At 63.2% G+C, this 22,729-nt stretch carries 13 protein-coding genes; 10 read left to right on the forward strand and 3 right to left on the reverse strand.

The features are described from left to right. Positions 1 to 74: 74 nt before the first annotated feature. Positions 75 to 1,592: a DUF1254 domain-containing protein gene (locus PAQ31011_RS00345; RefSeq protein WP_150573967.1), complete on the forward strand. Its 1,518-nt coding sequence runs from the start codon at positions 75 to 77 to the stop codon at positions 1,590 to 1,592. A gap of 44 nt (positions 1,593 to 1,636) precedes the next feature. Here PAQ31011_RS00345 and PAQ31011_RS00350 read toward each other — a convergent pair whose 3' ends face one another. Next, positions 1,637 to 4,342, reverse strand: coding sequence for an autotransporter family protein (locus tag PAQ31011_RS00350; RefSeq protein ID WP_150573968.1), 2,706 nt, complete (start codon positions 4,340 to 4,342; stop codon positions 1,637 to 1,639). A gap of 167 nt (positions 4,343 to 4,509) precedes the next feature. On the opposite strand from PAQ31011_RS00350, the gene PAQ31011_RS00355 reads away from it, so the two are divergent. After that, a complete protein-coding gene (locus PAQ31011_RS00355) occupies positions 4,510 to 4,899 on the forward strand; it encodes a hypothetical protein (protein WP_150573969.1) in 390 nt (129 codons plus the stop codon). A 44-nt stretch (positions 4,900 to 4,943) separates the two neighbouring features. Here the strand turns inward: PAQ31011_RS00355 and PAQ31011_RS00360 are convergent, their stop codons facing one another. Both PAQ31011_RS00360 and PAQ31011_RS00365 read right to left on the reverse strand, forming a co-directional pair. Continuing rightward, a complete protein-coding gene (locus tag PAQ31011_RS00360) occupies positions 4,944 to 6,467 on the reverse strand; it encodes an MDR family MFS transporter (protein ID WP_150574815.1) in 1,524 nt (507 codons plus the stop codon). Positions 6,468 to 6,598: 131 nt separating this feature from the next. Continuing rightward, positions 6,599 to 7,087, reverse strand: a complete 489-nt coding sequence (locus PAQ31011_RS00365) for a MarR family winged helix-turn-helix transcriptional regulator (RefSeq protein ID WP_150573970.1) — start codon at positions 7,085 to 7,087, stop codon at positions 6,599 to 6,601. 388 nt (positions 7,088 to 7,475) lie between these two features. On the opposite strand from PAQ31011_RS00365, the gene PAQ31011_RS00370 reads away from it, so the two are divergent. From PAQ31011_RS00370 to PAQ31011_RS00405, 8 genes are all read left to right on the forward strand, one after another. Continuing rightward, a complete protein-coding gene (locus tag PAQ31011_RS00370; RefSeq protein WP_150573971.1) occupies positions 7,476 to 8,375 on the forward strand; it encodes an N-acyl amino acid synthase FeeM domain-containing protein in 900 nt (299 codons plus the stop codon). 217 nt (positions 8,376 to 8,592) lie between these two features. Further along, a complete protein-coding gene (locus PAQ31011_RS00375; protein WP_150573972.1) occupies positions 8,593 to 11,607 on the forward strand; it encodes a putative bifunctional diguanylate cyclase/phosphodiesterase in 3,015 nt (1,004 codons plus the stop codon). Positions 11,608 to 12,117: 510 nt separating this feature from the next. Beyond that, positions 12,118 to 13,140, forward strand: a complete 1,023-nt coding sequence (locus PAQ31011_RS00380; RefSeq protein ID WP_150573973.1) for a hypothetical protein — start codon at positions 12,118 to 12,120, stop codon at positions 13,138 to 13,140. 188 nt (positions 13,141 to 13,328) lie between these two features. Beyond that, a complete protein-coding gene (locus PAQ31011_RS00385; RefSeq protein ID WP_150573974.1) occupies positions 13,329 to 17,114 on the forward strand; it encodes an FtsK/SpoIIIE family DNA translocase in 3,786 nt (1,261 codons plus the stop codon). Positions 17,115 to 17,577: 463 nt separating this feature from the next. Next, positions 17,578 to 18,804, forward strand: coding sequence for an ABC transporter substrate-binding protein (locus PAQ31011_RS00390; RefSeq protein ID WP_150573975.1), 1,227 nt, complete (start codon positions 17,578 to 17,580; stop codon positions 18,802 to 18,804). A 229-nt stretch (positions 18,805 to 19,033) separates the two neighbouring features. Then, positions 19,034 to 19,912: a branched-chain amino acid ABC transporter permease gene (locus tag PAQ31011_RS00395; protein WP_039398550.1), complete on the forward strand. Its 879-nt coding sequence runs from the start codon at positions 19,034 to 19,036 to the stop codon at positions 19,910 to 19,912. Positions 19,913 to 19,914: 2 nt separating this feature from the next. Then, positions 19,915 to 21,903, forward strand: coding sequence for a branched-chain amino acid ABC transporter ATP-binding protein/permease (locus PAQ31011_RS00400; RefSeq protein ID WP_246179250.1), 1,989 nt, complete (start codon positions 19,915 to 19,917; stop codon positions 21,901 to 21,903). A 36-nt stretch (positions 21,904 to 21,939) separates the two neighbouring features. Beyond that, positions 21,940 to 22,662, forward strand: a complete 723-nt coding sequence (locus PAQ31011_RS00405) for an ABC transporter ATP-binding protein (RefSeq protein WP_150573976.1) — start codon at positions 21,940 to 21,942, stop codon at positions 22,660 to 22,662. The last annotated feature ends 67 nt before the right edge of the window (positions 22,663 to 22,729 follow it).

A 22,729-nucleotide genomic window follows, 5' to 3' on the forward strand; every position in this document is an offset into this window, starting at 1 on the left:
GACGCGGTCATGGGCGGGAGCAAAGGCTCCCGCTACCGTCCCGATCTTTCCGCACGGAGTCCCCTGGAGCCATCATGACGACCCGAAGAATTCCGCTTCGCCTTTGTGCGACGCTTGCTGCACTGACGCTCGCCGCTTGCGCAGGAACACCCCCGGCTTCGACTTACCGGATGACGACGCCGATTCCGTCGCAGATCACGACACCTTCATCTGTCGACACCCGTATCGGTACCTTGACTTACTTCGACGGCGTGCCGACGCCGCAGACCGCCGCGCGCGTCTACGACAACCTCGATTTCCTGCGAGGCGTGGGAGTCTTCCTCAACGGTGTGCCCGGTGCGTCGATGGTGGCGATTCGCGCAGGTCTGCGTGACGCTGGCGCGACAGGCAGCACGGTGGGCGTGTTCGAGTCGTTGATGGACTCGAAGTCGCTATTTCTCACGGCTAATTCGGAAACTGTCTATTTCTGGAACTGGATGGACCTGAAGCAGGGGCCCGTCGTTGTAGAGACGCCGCCGAACATTCTCGGTGTCGTCGACGACTTCTGGTTCCGCTACGTGACCGACATGGGGAATGCCGGACCGGACAAGGGCAAAGGGGGCAAGTATCTGTTCGTGCCGCCTGGATACACCGGTCCGTTGCCTGCCAGTGGCTATTTCATCGTGAAATCGCCAACCTACGGCAACCTGCTGTTCGGCCGGGGATTCATGCAGCACGGCGACCCGAAGCCTGCCGTGGCGAGCCTCAAGGCGGGCCTGCGCGTGTATCCGCTGTCGCAGGCAGGCAACCCACCGCCGACACGATTCCTGAACTTGTCGGGACGTGTCATGAATACCGTGCACGCGAACAACATCGAGTTCTTCCACGAGATCGATCAGATCGTGCAGGAGGAGCCTGCCGGGGCTTACGGGCCCGATATGACGGGATTGTTTGCGGCGATCGGCCTGGAGAAGGGAAAGCCGTTCGCGCCCGACGCCCGCATGACGCAGATACTGACGGATGCCGTGGCTGTCGGTAACGCGACGGCGCGCTCGATCGACTTCGCGAATCGCAATCCCGCCGCCTATATTTATCCGGACCGTAAGTGGACGACGCCATTCATCGGTGGCAGCTACGAGTGGCTGAACAACGGTGCGCGTAACTTCGACGCACGCACGATGTTCTTTTACGCGGCCACCATCGATACCCCGGCGATGGCGGTGGCGATGCCCGGCATAGGCTCGCAATACGCGGCGACCAATACCGACCGGAACGGGCAGCCGTTCGACGGCGGCAAGCACTACGTGCTGCACGTGCCGCCGAATGTGCCCGTCAAAGACTTCTGGTCAGTGGTGGTCTACGACACGCAAACGCGTTCGATGCTGCAAACCGATCAGCCGTTCCCGAGTTTGTCGAGTGAGAAAGACTTGCTGAGAAATGCCGATGGCTCGGTGGATGTGTACTTCGGGCCGACGCCGCCGCAAGGCAAAGAAAAGAATTGGGTGCAGACGATTCCCGGCAAGGCATGGTTCACGATCTTCCGGCTCTATGGGCCGCTTCAGGCGTGGTTCGACCGAAGCTGGAAGCTGGAGGACATCGAGGCCAAGGGGTAGTGCAGAAGAGGGAGGGGCGGGGCAAACCGCCCCTCCGAAAGGGATTACCATCTCCAGCGCAATCCCAGTGTTGCCGACACGCTTTGCTGACGGGTGTCGTCGATCTGTGTGAGGTAAGCGAGCGTGGCGTACACGCTTGCGTGCTTGTTGAAGCGTCCGGCGACCCCGATGCCGAACTGCACCGCGGTGGTGTTCGCGCTGCTGACGATCGGTGTGGTGCCGCCGAAGATCGCGCGGCCGTCGCTGCCGAACGTATGGATCAGGTTGAACAGAAGGTAAGGCCGCAGCAACCCGCGTGCACCGTCGTAATTGCCCTCCAGACGCGCGCCGATGCGTGCAAGCCAGCCATTGGTGTTGGCGAAGGACACCGAAGAAACGGCGTCCGTCACATCGTTGAGCGACTGATGTTGATAGACGATCTGCGCTTGCGGTTCGAGCATGAGGCCGGGCGTCAGCCGAATCGGCCAGCCAGTTTCTAGCGACGCCGCCACTGCTTTGCCGTGCGTGCTCGTGTTCATGCCGCTGATGGGCTTCGATTCATATTGGAGCGCAGAGCCGAGCACGACTGCGTCGACGTAGGCGAAGTTGGGCATCACGTGGGTCCAGTACAGACCCGCGCTGTACATGTCCAGTCCCAGTGTCCCGGTGTGTGTGTCCATCGCTCCCAGCGCGCTGCCCTGCGTGTCGCCAAAGGCGCGCGTCCATCCCGCAATGACGCCGATGTGGTCGTGATGGCCGCTGTCTGTGCTGCGTGAGAAGAGATCGTGGCCGACTTGCACGCCGCCGATGTTGCCATCGAACTGTGGCGACACGTCGCCCTTTGACCGGAACTGTTCGGTTTGTCCCCACACACGAGCCCAACCGGCCGGTAGCACACCATTCTCCGTGAGCAAGCCCTGTTGTCCCTGACGTTCGTGGAACGTGCCCATCTGCGCGAAGCCGGCGACGCGGGCGATGTCCGGCATCGCCGAATATCCGGGGACTTCCACGCGATAGATCGGCATAGGCGTCGAGCCGACGGCAGCCGTCGGTGGGCTGCCCGCCGCACCCACTGGCGAGAGCACGGTGCTGACCGTTTGACCGGTCACCGGATCGACGTAGGTCACGGCTGTGGCCACCGGCACTGTCGAGCGCAGATACCAGTTGTTTTCCGTCCCTGGGGTCGTACCGCCGCGATACAGGTAGTAGGTGTACGCCCCTTGGCTGACCGTCCCGCCGAGGGCGAACGCGCTGGTGCTCGATGTCGCGCCGCCCACAGCGTTGACCATCGGAATGCCGTTGCCGGTCGTGAGCCCGCCCGCGCCGCCCATGTTGTTGACGGCAATCGTCGTGCTGCCACCGATCGCGCCGCCGCTGACCGTCAGCGGGGCCACTTTGGACGAATCGTCGCCCAGCACCGTATCGATGGCGAGCTTGCCGCCGCTACCGGTGTAGTTGCCCGCGACGGTCAGCGTACCGTTGCCGCTGCCATCGCCCGGGTGAACGGTGCCTGCATTGGTGAGGTTGCCGGTGAGCGTGCCCGTGCCCGCGAGCGTAGCCCCGGCAGCGACTTGCGAGGTCGCACCGCCCAGCGAGCTGTTCAGATTGAACACGCCGCTTTGAAACTGCGCAGTCGTGAAGTTGCCGCTGCCGGTCCACGTCCAGTTATCGCCCTGCATGTTGAGCGTGCCGAAGTTCGTGAACGCATTGCTCGCTGTGCCGGTCCCCTGTAAGTTGACGCGGCTGACCGCGCTGTTGCCGCCATCTGCCGTGCCGATAATCTGCGAACCGCTCTGCAAAGTGAGGGTGTTGGATTTCGCTGCCGCGTTCATGGCGATGGCGGTGCCGACGTCGCTCTCGATCAGACCGGCGTTAGTGATCGTGATCGTGCCATTAACCGTGCGAACGCCATAGCCCTGGCGACTGATGATCTGACCGCCCGACTGGTTCACGATGGACGACGTGAAACCCGAAGCGGTGTTCGATACGACAGCATCGCTGTTGATGCCGCGCGCTTCGATGTAGCCGCTGTTCGTCAGGTTATTGTTGTTGCCTTGCATGAAGACGGTGAACGACCGGTTGGACGCCGTGCCGCCTGTGGTGATGAGCGTGCCGCTGTTGGTCACGGTGCTCTGTCCGCCCACGACGCTGATCGCACGACTGCCGCCGCCGTTGGCGGTGATCGTGCCGGTGTTGACGAACGTGCTATACAGGCCGAGGCCGGACGATTGTCCCCATGCTGCCGTCATGCCGAAGGCGTTCGGGCCGTTGACGGTAATCGTCCCGTTGTTGGTCAGCGAGCCATGGTTGCCGTTGACGGCCATGCCGTCGTTTTCATAGCCCGATGTCGATATGACGCCGGTGGATGTGTTGACCAGCACGTTGTAGTCGTGTGCGCCGAGAATGGCGGCACCGCGTCCGGCCTGCGGCGAATTCGTCCCAGTGATGCTGACGGTGCCGCTGTTGGTGATCGTGCTCGATGTGTCGACGGTGATGGTGGCGACGTCGGCGGTGGTCCGCACAGAACTGATGTTGGCCCCTTGCTGGACGTTCACATTAACGCCCGTGCTGCCGGCTTGCGCGGCCACCACGCCGTCGGTGCCCGTGCAGGTCACGGTCGTCCCGCTGGCCGGTGCAACGTTATCGCATGCCGCGCGTGCCTGAGCAGTGATGCATAGCGTCAGCGCGATAATCAGGGGTTTGAGAGGCAGGGGCGGCGACTGACACTGCGAATGCCGGGCGAACTCAACTGCACGTGGCGAGATTGTCATATCGCCCTCCTGAGGGTGACGTTTTTTATTTCATCTTGCGCAATTCGAGTGAGTTCAAATTAGATGTTCAAATCGACAATTACAAATGTCGGCGTTGTATTTTGGTGAGTTGTAATAAGTTGTTACCGTTATCTCGACTTTCTAAGTGTTATTGAGGCGATCAGCGTATGCCATCCACTATTCGTAATTCGCTTCTCTGGATTTTCGATGCGTTCGAACGTGACGACACCTTCATGCACAAGCGGATGTTCGGTGCTGAAGCGGCGTATCTGAACGGCCGCCAATGCGTTGCGGTGATCGACCGGGATCCGCCATGGGATGGCCTGTTGGTGTGCACGTCGCATGAACATCATGCGTCGCTCATTGAAGAGATGCCGGCGTTGCGCCCGCATCCGGTGCTCGGGAAATGGCTTTATATCCCGCAATCGGAAATTGAATTCGAGGCGGTCGTCGAGCGCGTGACGAAATTGGTACTTGCCGGAGATTCACGTATTGGTATTGAGCCAAAGCCTCGAAAGCCACGTAAATCGGTAAAGAAGCGCGCGTCGAATTTATAAGATATTTATTAATAGCTCGCGCGCTTCGGTTCGCCAATATCGCTTCAGTCGGCCGCGACGTGAACCATCTCTTCGGTTTCGCCGGGGGCCTTCTTCTTCATGCGGATAAACAGCAACAGCGGCATGACGATGATCGTCAGGAACAACATAAGACGGAAGTCGTCGAGATAGGCGATCATCGCCGCCTGACGCGTTACCTCCGCGTTGAGTGCAGCCATTGCGGCGGCCCCATACGTTTGCACATACGTTTCGACGCCTTGTGTAAACGGCGTGATGCGTTCTGACAGCACCGCATGGTTGACCTGCGTGTTCTGCGTGAGCAGCGTCTGCACGACCGAGATGCCGATACTGCTGCCGATGTTGCGCGACAGACTGTAAATCGCTGCCCCGTCCGCGCGGAACTGGCCGGGGAGCGTGGCGAACGTGACGGTTGTGAGCGGCACGAACACGAAACCCAGCCCGAAGCCCTGAATCACGCCCGGCCAGACAATGTCCGACGGACTCAGCGTCAGCGAGTAACCGGCCATCATGTGGAGCGAATAGGCGGTCAGCGCGAAGCCGAAACCCAGTAGGTAGCGAACGTCGACCTTGCCGACCAGTCGCCCGACGATCAGCATGGCGGCCATCGTGCCTGCGCCCGAAGGGGCGGTGACGAGCCCGGTCAGGATCGCGGGGTAGCCGAACAGGCTTTGCAGCATGGGCGGGAGCAGGGCCCGCGTGGCGTAGAGAATGATGCCGACCACGAAAATGTAGACGACGCCCGTATTGAAATTCCGGTCGCGCAGCAGTGCGCGGTTGAAGAACGAGTGCTCGCCCGCTGTCCATGTGTGAACGATGAAGTACGCGAAGCAGATGATCGCGCCCAGCATCTCCAGCCAGATTTCCGTCGAATTCAGCCAGTCCTGCTGTTCGCCCCGGTCGAGCAGAAGTTGCAGCAGACCGATGGCAAGACCCAGTGTGACGAAGCCTAGCGCGTCGAACTTACCCGCCTTCTGTTCCGGCGGCTCCTTCAGATAGGCAGCAATGCCGAGGAAGGCGATCAGCCCGATGGGCAGGTTGATGTAGAACACCCAGCGCCAGTTGTAGCTGTCGGTGAGCCAACCGCCGAGCGATGGTCCGAGAATCGGTCCCACCATGACACCCATGCCGAAGACGGCCATCGCCGAGCCGTGTTTGCTCGGCGGGTTGATGTCGAGCATGGTCGCTTGCGAGAGTGGCACCAGTGCTGCGCCGCAGATCCCCTGAAACAGACGCGCTGCCACGATCTCGGTAAGCGAGTGCGCCATGCCGCACAGCGCGGAGGCGATGGTGAAGCCTGCGACGGACCACAGGAAGACGCGTCGGCGTCCAAAGCGCGCGCACAGCGTGCCGGTGAGCGGCGTGGCGATGGCGGCGGCCACGATATAGGACGTCAGAACCCATGTGATCGAGTCCTGCGATGCCGCCAGACTGCCTTGCATGTGGGGCAGTGCAACGTTGGCGATGGTGCTGTCGAGTGTCTGCAACACCGTTGCCAGCATGACGGACACGCTGACGAGCGCCCGGTGTTTGCCCGGGTCGTCAGCCATTTTGGGGGATGCCACGGTAATTCCTCTGGTAGATCGTCGTTCTGCTCGTGCCCGACGTTGTTATGTGTCGCTCAGCGCTGGAATCGCGCCCGTCTCCTCTTGCTTCCTCCTGCTGCCGTGTTCTGCGCCGTCTACTCCGGATCTGCCTCCTCACGTCGACGCACCGGTGCCGGGCATTCCGCCTCGGCGCGCGTCAGATTGGCCAACACTTTGCCGAGCAGTCGGGACAGCTCAGCGCGCTCCGCGGGCGTGAGATCGGCGAGCGCCTCACGTTCCGTGACGTTGGCGAAGGCGACGATCGTGTCGATCTTGGCTTCGGAGTCGTCCGTCAGATAGAGCAGATGGGCGCGTTTATCCTTGGGATCGCGCTCGCGACGCACCAGTCCCTTTTCCCGCAGACGGTCCAGCAGGCGCACGAGTGCCATCGGCGTGAGTTCCATGCGCTCGGCGAGTTCGGCCTGCGTCTGCACGCCATAGCGATGCAACATCACCAGTACGCGGCATTGGGCGCGCGTCAGATCGAAATTACCCCGGGCGCGCCGGTCGAACAGGCGCGAATAGACCCGTGCCGTGTCATGCACCAGCGTGCCAAACCGGGAAGACCAGTCGATTTTCGGCATGTGTGGAATGTCGTGGTCGATCGCCGGCCGACGTCAAGCGGTGCAGCGGCACGCCGCGTCGGTTCGGCAAATTAGTAAACAGGTTTAGCATTTTGCCAGAGTCTTTCTCCGGACGGCAACTGTCGCAAATAGGTGACAAATGGATGGGAAGGCAAGGGCGGGGACGCCGGGTGATGGGGCGTTTCATACGGCGCGACGGGGGTTCCCGGGCGGTTGGCAGGACGAACCGACGGGCAGGCGAAGCCGTACCGTCAAACTGTGAAAAACCTAACGAAAATAAGCACTTGACACTTCGCCTCGGCGGGTCAAGAAAGGAATTGTGCGATGCACCGGCGACAACGCCCGTGCACGGCACCCGCCCTTTCATTGACCTTAAGGAGTGTCAATCATGTTTGACCTTGCACAAGCTTCAGATGTCCTTTCGATTACCCATGCAGACCGGCCGGCCGGGAACCTCAATCTTGCTTCGTCACCGGCGACTGCCCGGGCCGCCGTATCCGCCACGCCCGGCATCGGGGCGCTGCGCGAAGAACGTCTGCCGTTTGTCGTCACCATCGCAAGCGACGAGTCGTCGTTGCGCGACGCCGTTGCCATGCGCCAGGCGGCTTATGGCCGCCATCTGCCTGAGCTTGCGGCAACGCTGACCGAGCCGGAGGTCAGCGACCGGGAGCCGGGCTCCGTTGTGCTGGTGGCGCGCGCCCGGCTCGATGGTGCGGTGCTCGGCACGATGCGGATCCAGACCAATCGCTATCAGGCATTGCATCTTGAGGATTCCGCACCGTTGCCCGAATGGCTCGACAGCACCGCACTGGCGGAAGCCACACGTCTTGGCGTGGTGGCGGGGCCGGTGGGGCGAGTCGTCAAGACCGCGCTTTTCAAGGCGTTCTATCAGTACTGCCTGGTCTCGGGCATCGACTGGATGGTGATTACGGCACGCCCGCCGCTGCATCGGCAGTACGAAGCGCTGATGTTTGCCGACGTCTTCCCTGCGCAGGGTCTGATCCCGATGGCGCATGTCGGCGGCATCGGGCATCGGGTGCTGGCGCTGGATGTGGCGCAGGCACGCACGCGCTGGCAGTCGGCAGGTCACCCGTTGTTTGCCTATATGTGCCTGACCCATCACCCCGACTTGCGTCTCGGCATGCCGGGCGAAGGGGAGGTTGGGCAAGCGCGGAACGACGGCGGGTCAGTGCCGGTTGAAGCCAGTGTTGGCGCGCATTTGCGGGATTTATCTTTTGGTGCCGACGAGGTACGATGCGTAGCAGCAGGCTACAGCCTGGCGGTGTAATGCCGTTATTCGAAATAACGTTATCCCGTCGATTGCAACAGGCAGTTCATTGCACGACGGCGGTAACGCGTAGGACGGGCGAGAGACACCTGCCCGTGCCCGCCGGAAGACGGCGGCACGGGACAGGGCCGGCCCGACCGGAGAGGCGGGCTTCGATGCTCGCCTTGTCCGGGGATCAACACGGGGGCGACCAACGAGATAAGGGCACAAAAGTCATATGGCGGGGGAACTCGGCAACGAGCGCGACGACGGCCGTAACACGAACGATTTCTCCGATGAGTTGAGCGAACTCACCGGCACGCGGCGCCGTTGGCGCATCACGGCCCGGCTCGACGAACTCTTTCGCAGCATTTCCCTTTACGCGGTGCCCGCAGCGATCATGCTGCTGTCCGGCATCGTGCTCATGTTCCAGGAAAGTCAGTACGCCGTGCGCGGTGCCACCCCGGTGAGTTTTCAGGCGCAGGGCGATTTTCCTGCGACGTTCAATCCGCCGATGGCACAGGGTGCGCTGGAGCGCGCGCCGCTGGTGCAGCAATTCAGCACGCATCTGTCCGAAGCGCCAGTGTGGTTCCGGTTTTCCGTGCCGCCGGTCGGCGGGCAGGAGCGAACCGTCATCGAATTTCCCTCGCGGCACGCGCAGACGCTTGCCTGCTGGCGAAGCCCCGACACACCGGCGATCGGTCGTGCCGACCGCGGCGATGTCAGCGGCGCGATTCGCATGTCGAAGGCGGGCTTCGCGATCGACCTCGGTCATCTGGTCGAGCCGGTCACACTGCTGTGTCAGGGCACGTTCTCCGGCCCTGCGCATCTGACGCTCGTCGCGTGGCCTGGGCCCGAGTTGCGCATCTCGGAGAAGGAATTCCATCGCAGTAACGGTTTGCTCGAAGGCGGTCTGCTGACGCTCTCGGCGTTCGTGCTCGTCACCGCCATCATCAACAAGGAATGGTTGTATGTGCTGTTCGCCGCCTGGCTGATCGGCAACCTGCGACTTGCCGCCAACTCGCTCGGCGCGGACACGCAGTGGCTGGAGCGCGCCATTCCGATGGACTGGGACGCGCTGGTACGCAAGGCGACGTTTGCCATTTACTACGTGCTGACCTATTCGCTGTTCACCCAGCTATTCAAGAAGGAACTGCGCCTGATCGGCCTGCGCTGGATGGTGATGGTGCTGCAATGGGCGGGTGTGGTGCTCTGCTGCGCGGCGATTGCGTTGCCGTACGCGCACTTCATTCCGGTGCTGTGGGCCGTGGCGGCGCTGGGCATCGTGATCGTGCTGGTGCTGCTCGTGCGCATTCTGGTGCTCACGCGTTCTCGTGTGGCGGTCTGGTACAGCGCGTCGCTGGCCATCGTTCTGTTCGCGACGTTCTCCGAGGTCATCGCCGCCGCCTTCAATGCGCGCGCGTTGTCGTCGGCGCTCAACAGCGTGACGGCTGCGCTGTTCTCGAGCCTGATGGCCGCGCTGGCGATTGCCGAGCAGATGCGTCTGGAACACAAGGGCAAACTCGAAGCCCAGACCGAGCTGCGCAATGCTTACGACGTGACGCCGGTCGGCCTGTTTACGCTGAACGATCAGGGGGTGTTCGTGCGGGGCAACGCGGCGCTGCACACCATGCTCGGCATTCCCAACACCGAGGGACGCACGTTCCGCTGGGACCAGTACTTCGGTCAGAGCACGTGGCGCATGCTGCTCGACGTCGCCCAGCACAGCGATGAGTCCGAGCTTGAAATCCTCTCGTTGCCTCGCGACGACGGGCGCATCAGCCGTTACCTCGTCAAGGCGATTTTCTCCGACGGGCGTATCGAAGGGTCCTTGCAGGACATTACGGAACGTGCCCGCACGATGGAGCAATTGCGCTATCTGGCGGAGAACGACCCGCTTACGGGCGTCTCGAACCGGCGCGGCATCGAAAAATCGCTGGGCGAAGCCATCCGGACGCTCTCGGACGCGCGTCCGGCGGCGCTGGCGTATCTCGATCTGGATCGCTTCAAGCTCGTCAACGATCTGTTCGGGCATGCTGCGGGCGACGAGGTGCTGCGTCAGGCCTGCGACCGGATGCGTGCGCGGTTGTCGACGGAACAGAGCGTGGGACGTACTGGCGGTGACGAGTTCATCGTGGTCTTCCGCGACGCCACCATCAAGGAAGCGGCGGCGGTGGCGCGACGGCTGGTGGACGCCATCGCCGGGGAGCCGTATCAGATCGGAGAGCGGGCGTTTCAGGTGCGCGCGTCGGCCGGTGTCATCGAATTGACGACCGACATGCGTGTGCCCGACGCGATTTCGTCTGCCGACCGGGCGTGCCGTGAGGCGAAGAAGAGCCGTCGCGAGCTGGTGGTCTACGAACGCGGCGCGGCGGCGTTCCGGGAGCGTCTGGCAGAGTTGCGTCTGATCGATGCGCTCGACGCCGGCCTCACGCCCAACACGTTGTTCCTGGAAATGCAGCCGATTATGGAGATGGCATCGCCGGGCGACTCGCTGAACTTCGAAGTGCTGCTGCGCATGCGCGATTCCGACGGCAATATCGTGCCGGCGTCGCGCATCATCAGCGCGGCCGAAGAGAACGGCACCATCGGCATGATCGACAAATGGGTGCTCACGAATACGTTGGCGTGGATCGATACGCATCGGGATCAGTTGTCCAAGACGCGCTTCGTTTGCGTCAACCTCTCGGGGGCGTCGCTCAACGACGAGCATTTCGTGCGGGATATCTTCGCGACGCTGGCCGCGCACGAGCGTTCGGTGGGGCTGCTGTGCATCGAAATCACCGAGACGGTCGCGTTGCACGATCTGGACAATACGCGACGCTTCGTCGACCGCATCCACCAGCTGGGCGGGCGCATCGCGCTCGACGACTTCGGCGCGGGCTTCAGTTCGTTTTCCTATCTTAAGGACCTTGCGGTCGACGCGATCAAGATCGACGGCGCGTTCGTCAAGAGCATGGCGGGGCACCCGGCCAATCTGGCCATCGTCGAGGCCATCGTGGCGCTCGCCAAGAACCTCGGCATTCGCAGCGTGGCGGAGTGGGTCGAAGACGCCGCAACGCTCGAAGCGCTCTCCGAGCTAGGCGTCGACTACGTGCAGGGCTTTCTCATCGCCAGGCCGCAAACGCCTGAAGCGATCCTCGCCGCCGACTCCGCCGCAAGCTTCATTCGCGATCCGCAACTGGCGACGTTACTCGGTGAATTGGAGCAATCGTTTTACCGACGCCCCGGCACGAGTTCGGCGCTGCACTGATCGTTTTGTCGGACGCCGGCCGCTTTGCGTGTGCGTGAGGCGGCCGCCGATACTTCGCCAATTCCCTCTTGACGACGCTTACGCGCGACGCATCAATCGCAGAAGTGTGCTGCGCATTGTGTGCATTTCGCACAATGCTCTATTTCTCGCCGAATTTCCTTTCCTTCGCTGTCTTGTCACACGTAACGTGCTGGAAACCCGCATGGAACGGGGATCTCGCTGTCAAGCATGTCGTTCGAAAACGGCCCTCAAAGGTAACTCGACGTAAGAATTCCAACTGGAATAAATCTTGTCCGGCACGAAGTCGAAATGGCAGAATTTGTGCATCGACGTGATGGAGCCAGGTCTCCATGGCATCGTGAGCTATACCGCGAGACAGGGGAGTCGCGGGTGTGCAGTCGGCTCACAGGCGCTCGGCAATCGACCGACACGCGATACGAACGGGGTTAGGACCGTACCACCGTGAGGTGAGCGCGGCGCAACCAGAACACCTAACCAAGAACAACGACAATGCTCTCGACATTCCTCAAACTTGCCTACCGCTTCAGTCATTCGGCAAAGTGGCGCCATAACGAACGCCTGTGGCCGCACGCGCAGATCGCGCGCGATGCGATGGGGGCCATCGAACGATTCACCTGGCGCGGACGTAATGTGCCGCTCGCGCGTCGCGCCGAGCTGCAACGCCTGCGCCGGCTGCCTTGCCACATCATCGCCAGCGGTCCGTCAGTTGCCGACATCGACTACGACGCGTTGCCGATGCATCACGTCATGGGCGTGAACGGGGCCATCGCGCTGACTGAACGCGCGCCCGTCAAATTCAATTACTACTGCATTCTCGACGCGGGCTTCGTGCGCCAGCGTCCCGATCTGGCGCGCCGTATCGTGGCGCGCGATCTGGTGCTGTTCGTCACGCCGGTCGTGCTGGCGCGTTTGCTGGATATGTTCCCGATGTCCGCCTTCGGCTGCCGCTTCTATCTCGTGGACGACATTTTCAAGCGTGGGCTTGAAGCGGCCCGCACGACGCAGACGCTGCGCGCAGACCCGCAGGTCTCGGCGAGCGCGGCGTTCTTCGGCGACGAGAGCCGACTGGGTTTCAGCTTCGACATCGATAACGGCTTTTTCCACGGCGGCACGGTCGCGTACTTTGCGCTGCAAGTCGCGACATGGCTAGGTTTCACCGAGATGTACATGCATGGGCTGGATCTGCGCGACGCCGCAGCGACCCCGCGCTTTTACGAGACGATGCAAACCCGTGCGCCGACCCGTCTGGACGACGAATTTGCGACGTTGATCGAACCGTCATTCCGGCTGGCCGCTAACGTATTGCGCGCGCGTGGCGTGCGCGTCGAGAACCTCTCGCGTACGAGCGCGCTGGGCGAGGACATTTTCGCCAAGGTCGACTGGCGTTCGCTGCGTCGCCGGAATCTGAGCCTGGTCGTGCCCGACGAGGCGGTGCCGGTCGCAACGCTCGACAGCGTACCTGCCGATGGTGCGCCGTCCCTGCGTCCGACGGGAACGCACGGTCACGCCTGACGCGTGGCATCTGCTGTCTGTCATCTGACTTCTGCCTTCTGCCTTCTGAGGTCTGCCGGACACATCATGCGTGCGATGCGGCACACGCCTTGGCACGCATGATGCGCAAAAGTCCGTGCGCAGGGCCGCCGCGCGGTGGCCTACCTGCTACAATCGCTCTCCGGGTTTTCCTGAAGCAATGAGCGATTATGGGGTTTGGCTGGTTCGGACTGTCGACGTTTTGGTTGCTGGCACTGTGCTGGCCTGGCGTACGGGGTCTGCTTGGCGGTGAGATACGCATCTTCGGCCCCGGCACGCTCCGTATGCTGCTTGGCGTTCCGCTGGCGATGGTGTCCAGCGCCACGCTGGCTGCGCTGACGGGCGGCGACGGCAACTCCGCCGGTGGCAGCATCGGTCAATCGCTCTCCCACGGTTTGAGCGTCGCGCTCGGCGGCACGCTTGCCATGGGTCTCTCCGGCTTCGTCCTCCTCTTTTCTCTTCCGCTTGTCTTTGGCACCACCTGGTGGGGCATGTTCTCGCGTCGCCCATCGGCCGATGACGAGGACGATGCCGCTGCGTTCGAGCCGCGCGATGCGCGGGACTCGCGGGAATCTCGTTTCGATACCGGCGCGCGTGAGCCGGTCCGCGGTTTGTCCCAGATGTCGTTCGACACGAGTGACCGTGGCGAGCGCGGCAGTTACACGCCGACGGTTGGACAGGGTCACCACAACGTCGGCAGTCTGATCGAAGAGCCGGTGCCGCGTCGTCGTGGTCTGGCGGCACAACCGCGCTGGAAGCTGTCCGACGAAGAGCGTGCGCGTCTGGATGCCATGCAACCGCCACCGCTGACCACGCGCGGTGCGCCGCGTGCCGAGCCGACGTTTGCCGCGAGTACGGCGACGCGTCCGGCAGGGAAGGGGACTGCGGTCGGGCGTACAACGCCGGTGGTTGCGGTGGCAGTGGGTGCTGCCGGTGCGGTCGCGTCATCGGGTAGCGCTGCTGCTGCAACGGGTGCAGCGACGCGCACCGCTCTCCCGCGTGGTGCGTATTCCGCAAAACTGAGTCGTGGCGAAGCGCTGCGGACGACGGAATTTGTGCGCGCCGAACCGGGCATGGTGCCTCGCGAGCCGCGACCGGCCGTGCCGCCGTCGTCGACGGCTTCGCATCCGACCCCGTCTTCCGGACTGCAGGATTCCGCATCGACGCCAGGCGCGACCGGCTATCGTCGCCCTGTCGGCATGGCCCCCGCGCACCTGCGCGGCACGGTCGTGCACAGTCCGTTCCGCAAGCCGCAGTTGGGCCTCGAAGACATTCCGCCGCGTGGTGCACCGCCGCGTCCGCAAGCGCCGACGTCGACGACATCGCCGATGGCGTCTGTGGCTGGCGATGAGGGCTTGACGCAGCGTGCAACGACGGTCACAGCGTCGACACCGGCTGCCCCTGTCACGCCGGCAACGCCCGTCATGCGTGGCGCGGCCTCATGGTCGGCGGCCGATGCCGCTGTCCCTTTGGCGTCCGACGTTGCCGAGTTTTCGCCCATCGACTGGTCGGTCAACGACGTTGCGGAACCATCTGCCGAGCCGGTGCCCGAAGGCCCGAGCCCGGAGATGCTGGCTGAACAGGAAGCTGCGCGAGAGGCTGCGCGCGTGGCCGAGCAGGCAAGGATCGACGCGATGATGGCGCTGCGCCAGGAAGCGGAGGCATTGCTGCGCGATTTGCGAGACTGGGCATCGCCTGACGCCAGTGGCGCGCAGGCGCCGGCGCAGCCACCTGAACCGGTCGAGGTCACGGACGCGGTGACGACGCACGACGCGATGTCGACGCCGCTCGATAGCGATCTCGACACTACGGTCCCTGAGCTTCCTGCGCTGGCAGCGTCAGCTGAGGTCGTCGTGGCTGAGCCGCCTACGCTACCTACGCCGCCGACCGTTGCGCCGCTGACGCCCGCGGAAGTCCTCAATTTGCCGCCGCTGATGCCACTGCGGCAGCCGGTCGCTCCGGCCGCCGGCGCAGCGATGCCGTCCGCTGTGCCGCCGCGTCCGTTCGTCTTTGCGGATGTGCTGGCGAGTGTGGAGGCGTACGACTCTGTCGTCACGGCACCTGCAACTCAGACGGTCGTCGCAGAAGCCGCTGTCGCATCGGCGGAGGTTGTCACCGAAGCCTCGGATGAAGACGAGGCACTTCCACCTTTCGACGTTGCTGAAGGTGTCATGCCATCGGACATCGACGAAGCGCATGAACCTTCCTCGAAGCCACATTACGTTCTGCGTGCCGATGGCACGTGGGCGAGGGCGGATGGGTTGCCGCTGACGTCGGACGATACGACGTCACTCGCACAGCCCGCGCCTGAACACGTGCTGCCAGCCACGCCGGTGATCCCCGCGATCCCGTCGTTCGGTGCCGCACCCATGGCGTCGTCAGCCCCCTTCGGTGCAGCGCCTTCCACGGCGATGCAAACGGCAAGCTTCACCGCAGACACGCCTTACGAGCTGCCGCCGCCGCGTGTCGCCATCGACTACGACTTGCCTGCCGTGGACCTGCTGGCACCGGCCACGGCCAGCGACCATGCCAATGTCGTCTCGGACGAAGCGCTCGCCGCAGTGAGCCAACTGATCGAGCAGCGCCTTGCCGAGTTCAAGGTACCGGTGACGGTCGTCGGCGCATCCGCCGGACCGGTCATCACGCGCTTCGAAGTGGAGCCTGCGGTCGGTGTGCGCGGCGCACAGGTCGTCGGTCTCATGAAGGATCTGGCGCGCGCGCTGGGTGTCACGTCCATCCGCGTGGTCGAGACGATCCCCGGCAAGACGTGTATGGGGCTGGAACTGCCGAATGCACAGCGTCAGATGATCCGACTTTCGGAAATTCTGACCGCACCGGTATTCGACACGCATCGCTCGCGTCTCGCGCTGGCGATGGGCAAGGACATCACGGGAGAGCCGATCGTGGCGGATCTGGCACGCGCGCCGCATTTGCTCGTGGCCGGCACCACCGGCTCCGGCAAGTCGGTGGCGGTGAATGCCATGATCCTGTCGCTGCTCTACAAGGCGACACCGGACGACGTTCGCCTCATCATGATCGATCCGAAGATGCTGGAACTGTCGGTCTACGGCGGCATTCCGCATCTGTTGGCACCGGTCGTCACCGACATGAAGCAAGCCGCGCATGCGCTGAACTGGTGTGTGGGCGAAATGGAGAAGCGCTACCGGCTGATGTCGGCGCTTGGCGTGCGCAATCTGGCTGGCTACAACGACAAGATCGATGCCGCGAGCGCCGCTGGGGATAAGGTCAGCAACCCGTTCTCGCTGACGCCGGACGCACCCGAGCCGCTGGGTCGCCTGCCGTTCATCGTCGTGGTCATCGACGAACTGGCCGACCTCATGATGGTGGCGGGCAAGAAGATCGAAGAACTGATCGCACGTCTGGCCCAGAAGGCGCGTGCCGCCGGTATCCACCTGATTCTGGCGACGCAGCGTCCGTCGGTCGACGTCATCACGGGTCTCATCAAAGCGAACATTCCGACGCGGGTTGCCTTCCAGGTCTCGTCCAAAATCGACTCGCGCACGATCCTCGATCAAATGGGGGCAGAGTCGTTGCTGGGGCAGGGCGACATGCTGTTCCTGCCGCCGGGCACGGGGTATCCGCAACGTGTACACGGCGCGTTCGTCGCCGATGACGAAGTGCACCGGGTGGTGCAGCACTGGCAGCAGTACGGCGAGCCGGACTACGACGAGGCCATTCTCGCCGGCGATCCGGCCGACGCAGCGTCCGCCGATCTGTTCGGCGACACGGCGGGCGACGCCGAAGCCGATCCGCTGTACGACGAAGCGGCGGCCTTCGTGCTGAATTCGCGACGCGCGTCGATTTCCGCCGTGCAGCGGCAATTGCGCATCGGCTACAACCGGGCGGCACGTCTGATCGAGCAGATGGAAGCGGCCGGACTTGTCACCCCGATGGGGCGCAACGGTACCCGCGAAGTGGTCGCGCCGGGCGAGTAGCGCGTCTGGGGCGTCTGGGGCGTCGGGCGCGTCGGGTGTGTCGATCGCGCGTCGCCTGCGCGCTGAATAATCGCCTTCGCTTACAACTCGCTTACGACCCGTCATACGAGTCGAACTCTTTGGCACTCCGTGCCGTTCTCCTGACACGCGCCGTACATGGGCGCGTGACCCAAAACCCCTTGGAAACCCGCGCCAAATGGCGATAACGGGGCGCAAACCCGCGTCCCCGTAGGGGTATTCCCGCCTTTGCGGGCGAAACTCAGCGATCACATAATCGGCGCGCTAGGTTGGTCGTTCGACGCGTGCATGACGGTATCGCCCTGACACGAATTACAAGGACCGGGGCGGTGCGACGGGGGGGAGACATCCCGGGATTCGCGCATCCACGGCAGGGCCTGCGACACCAAGGAAATCGCAGCAAAAAAGCGTCATATCGAAACGCATCGCACCGAAGGAGACCCTTATGCAATTCCGATTCAAGCTCATGGCTGGCGCCGTCGCGTTCGCCCTGTCCGCCTCGATGGCCATTGCGGCCGATCCGATCAAGATCGGCGTGTCCGGCCCGTTCACCGGCGGCTCGTCGTCGATGGGCGTTTCCATGCGCGACGGCGTGCGTCTTGCCGCTGCGGAGATCAACAAGTCGGGCGGCGTGCTCGGCCGTCAGATCCAGCTCGTCGAGCGCGACGAAGAAGCCAAGAACGAGCGCGGCGTGCAAGTCGCGCAGGAACTGATCAACAAGGAAAAGGTGGTGGCCACCGTCGGTTACATCAACACCGGCGTGGCGCTCGCGTCGCAGCGTTTTTATCAGGATGCCAAAATTCCGGTGTTCAACAACGTGGCGACGGGCACGGTGATTACCGACCAGTTCAAGCCGCCTCAGTACCCGGACAACTACGTCTTCCGCAACTCGGCCAAGGACAGCATTCAGGCGCCGATGATCGTAGAAGAAGCGATCACGCGTCGCGGTTTCAAGAAACCCGCGATTCTCGCCGACTCGACCAACTACGGTCAGCTCGGTCGTGAGGATCTGGAAAAGGCGCTCAAAGCCAAGGGCATCACACCGGTGGCCGTCGAGAAGTTCAACATCAAGGACGTCGACATGACGGCCCAGTTGCTCAAGGCCAAGCAGGCTGGCGCCGACGTGATCCTCACGTACGGTATCGGCCCGGAACTGGCGCAGATCGCCAACGGCATGGGCAAGCTCGGCTGGAAGCTGCCGATCGTCGGTAGCTGGACGCTCGCGATGGCGAACTACATCGACAACTCGGGCGCGAACGGCGAAGGCGCACGCATGCCGCAGACGTTCATTCAGGAACCCAACACGCCCAAGCGCAAGGCCTTCATCGACGGCTATCTGGCCATGTTCAAGCCGAAGAACAACCGCATCGACTCGGCGGTTTCGGCTGCGCAGGGCTACGACTCGATCTACCTGCTGGCGGCGGCCATGAAGCAGGCCAACAGCACGGACGGCCCGAAAGTGCGCGCAGCACTGGAAGACCTGAAGGCGCCGGTCGAAGGCGTGGTCACGACCTACGATCGTCCGTTCACGCATGACGATCACGACGCCATCACGGCCAACATTCCGGTGTTCGGCGAAGTGAAGGGCGGTCGTGTCGTGTATGCCTACGACAGCGATCTGAAGGCCGGCAGCAAGGTCCGCGAGAAGGCGGGCACGACGGCCTCCAAGTAAGCCGACCTCCGCCCAAGGCTGCCGTTGCAGCCATGACGGGTGAACGACGGCGCGCGTCGCCTCTTCCGCCTCTGTCCCGAGCCACTGGCTTCGGGGCCTCCGCGCGGGGCGCGCGTGCCGTCTTCACGCAACTGTCGCCTGCCGCCGGCACTCGGGACCGGTGTGCGGCACAAGTACCGAATGCCTCCCGAGCATCGCTCGTAGGCTCGCACTCGCGAGAGAGGACCGCATGACCATCCTGATTCAACTCATCTACAGCGGTATCGCGCTGGGGATGATCTACGCCGTGATCGCCTTCGGTTACCAACTGACGTTTGCGACTTCCGGCACCCTGAACTTCGGCCAGGGCGAAGCGCTGATGCTCGGCGCGCTGGTCGGCCTGACGCTCGTCGACACCCTCGGGCTGAATTATTGGCTGATGATTCCCATCGTCTGTCTGTTCGGTCTCGTGCAAGGCGCATTCGTCGAACGCATCGGCGTGAAACCCGCCTTGCGGATCAAGTCGGAATTCGGCTGGATCATGTCGACCATTGCGCTGGGCATCATCTTCAAGAACGTCGCGGAAAACCTCTGGGGCCGTGACGACCTCAAATTCCCGTCGCCGCTGCCCGAAGCCCCGATCAATCTGCTCGGCGCGAACGTGCTGCCGATGGAACTGCTGGTGGTCGTGGGCGCGCTGCTCATGATGGCCGCCGTCGAGTTCTTCAACCGTCGCTCGATCTACGGCAAGGCCGTGGTCGCTACCGCGAACGATCGCGACGCCGCCGGGCTCATGGGCATCAACACCAGTCTGGTGATTACGTTCTCGTACGCGCTGTCGTCGATGGCCGCTGCGTTTGCGGGCGTGCTGGTCGCACCGCTCACGCTGACCGGTGCCACGATGGGGGCAGTGCTCGGCCTCAAGGCATTCGCCGTGGCGATCATCGGGGGTCTGTCGAGCGGCATGGGCGTGCTCGTCGGTGGCGTGATCCTCGGCGTGGCCGAAACCACGACCGCGTTCTACATTTCGACCGGCTACAAAGACGTGCCGGGTCTCGTACTGCTGCTGCTCGTGCTGGCTGTGAAGCCGGCAGGCCTGTTCGGCAAGACCGCCATCAAGAAGGTGTAACCATGACCGCACAGACCTCCACTGCACGCGGGGCCGGCGATCTCGGCGGCACGCGCGCGTTGACGAAGATCGCTGCCGTACTCGGCATCGTCGCGCTATTCGGCTTTCCTCTGGCCATCGGCAACCCGTATTACATCCACATGATCGAGACGATCATGATCTACGCGATCCTGCTCTTCGGGCTGGACATCGTCGTGGGTTACACGGGGCAGGTGTCGCTGGGCCATGCGGGCCTGTTTGGCATCGGCGCCTACGTTGCCGGTGTGTTTTTCGCCAAGCTGGGACTTTCGCTCTGGCTCGCACTGCCTGCCGCAATTCTGATCACTGCGGCCTTCGGCGCAGTGCTCGCACTGCCAGCTTTGCGCGTGATCGGGCCGTATCTGGCGATGGTGACGCTGGCCTTCGGCACGATCATCCAGATCCTGATCAACGAGATGGATTTCCTGACGTCCGGTCCGATGGGCATCAAGCTCACGAAGCCGGTCATCGGCGGTCATCCGATCGACGAGGTCGAGTACTACTGGATCGTCGCCGTGCTGCTGCTGTTGAGCATGCTCGTGGCCCACCGCATTCTGAAGTCACACCTCGGTCGCGCGTTCGAAGCGTTGCGCGATTCGCCGGTGGCGTCGGACTGTATGGGCGTGTCGGTGTATCGCTACAAGGTGTACGCGTTCGTGATCAGCGCTGGGTTCGCCGGTCTTGCCGGCAGCCTTTACGCCTACTCCGAGCAGTACATCTCGCCGAACACGTACAACTTCGAGCTGACGATTCTGTTCTTGCTGGCCGTCATCATGGGTGGACGCAAGACGCGCAGCGGTTCGCTGCTGGGCGCGGCGATCATCGTGTTGCTGCCGCAGTTGCTCGACGACATCAACATCTTCCGCATTGTCGCGTCGGCCATCGCTGCCGTGACGACGGTGGCAGCGGTCGCAGCCGTCGCACGCGGTCGGACTACGCTCGCCAAGGCTGCTGTGCCGGTGATCGGCACCATCGCACTGGCCGGTGTGACCTGGTGGCGCGACAGCATCACCGACTGGCGTCTGACGATCTTCGGTCTGATGATCCTGTTCGTCGTGTACTACCTGCCGGACGGCATCATCGGCTTCCTGCGCTCGCGCGTGCTGCATCGTCGCCGCACGCTCACGGTGTCGGCCACGCAAGTGGACGAAACGGCTGCCAGCAGCAACGACCCGGTGCTCATGGCGGCGGCCAGCGGTCCGGAGGAATTGCTGAAGGTGCGTCAGTTGCTGATGCAGTTCGACGGCCTGAAGGCGCTCAATCAGGTCGACCTGACGGTCAAGCGAGGCACGATTCACGGCCTGATCGGCCCGAACGGTTCGGGCAAGAGCACGATGATGAACGTGCTGACGGGCATCTATGTGCCCACGGCGGGGAGCATCGAGTTCGCGGGCGAGTCGCTGGCCGGACGCACGTCCGCCGACATTGCGCTCTCGGGCGTGGCGCGTACGTTCCAGAACGTGCAGCTCTTCGGTGAGATGACGGCGCTCGAAAACGTGTTGGTCGGTCTGCATCACACGTTCCATTCGACGCTGGTCGACGTCTCGCTGCGTCTGCCGCGTTACAAGCGCGAAGAAGACGGTGCACGTGCGCGTGCCATGCGTCTGCTGGAGTTCGTGGGGCTGGCGTCGCTCGCTGACGAGGAGGCGCGCAACCTGCCGTACGGCAAGCAGCGTCTGCTCGAAATCGCCCGCGCACTCGCGCTCGATCCGCGTCTGTTGTTGCTCGACGAACCGGCGGCTGGTCTGACGGCACCTGACATTCGCGAGTTGCTCGCCATCATTCGCAAGATTCGCGATCACGGCATCACGGTGATTCTGATCGAGCACCACATGGACGTGGTGATGAGCACCTGCCAGACGGTGTCGGTGCTGGACTTCGGACAGAAGATTGCCGAAGGGCTGCCCGCGCAGATTCAGGCCGACGAGAAGGTGATCGAGGCGTATCTGGGCGGCGCATCGACCGCGCACTGACCGGGATAGACGGATAAACGGATAAACGGAACCACAATGCTTTCCATTCGTAATCTGCAAGCGGGATACGGCAAGGTGCAGGTGCTGCACGGCATCGATATCGATGTGCCGGGCGGTCAGGTCGTCACGCTCATCGGCTCGAACGGTGCGGGCAAGACGACCACCATGCGTGCCGTGTCCGGCATGATCAAGCCGTCGTCGGGCGAAATCACGCTCGGCGAGAAGCGTATCGACGGGCTGGATTCGCATCGCATCGCGAAGCTTGGGCTGGCGCATTCACCGGAGGGGCGTCGCGTGTTCGCCACGATGTCGGTGACGGACAATCTGCGGCTGGGCGCGTTTCCGCGTCTGACCGGCAGCCGCCCGCGCGGCGACGTGGCGGCGGATCTTGACCGCGCGATGGACTTGTTCCCGCGCCTGAAGGAACGTCGCAATCAGTTGGCGGGGACACTCTCTGGCGGCGAGCAGCAAATGCTGGCGATGGCCCGTGCGGTCATGCTGCGCCCGGACATCGTGCTGCTCGACGAGCCGTCGATGGGCCTGGCGCCGATTCTGGTCGACGAGGTGTTCCGCATCATCAGCAACCTGAAAGCGGAAGGCGTGACGATGCTCCTCGTGGAGCAGTTCGCCGCCGCTGCACTGGCTGTGGCCGACTATGGCTACGTGCTGGAGAACGGCAGCATCTCCGTGCACGGCCCGGCGGAGAGTCTTCGTAACGACGACAAGGTGCGCGCCGCGTATCTGGGGGGAAGTCACTGACGCAGTGCTGCTGCGTTCAGATGCAACGTAGGAAACGAAGGCGTGCCGCAACTCCGCGGCGCGCCTT

Source organism: Pandoraea aquatica, from assembly GCF_902459565.1.
Classification (GTDB): domain Bacteria; phylum Pseudomonadota; class Gammaproteobacteria; order Burkholderiales; family Burkholderiaceae; genus Pandoraea; species Pandoraea aquatica.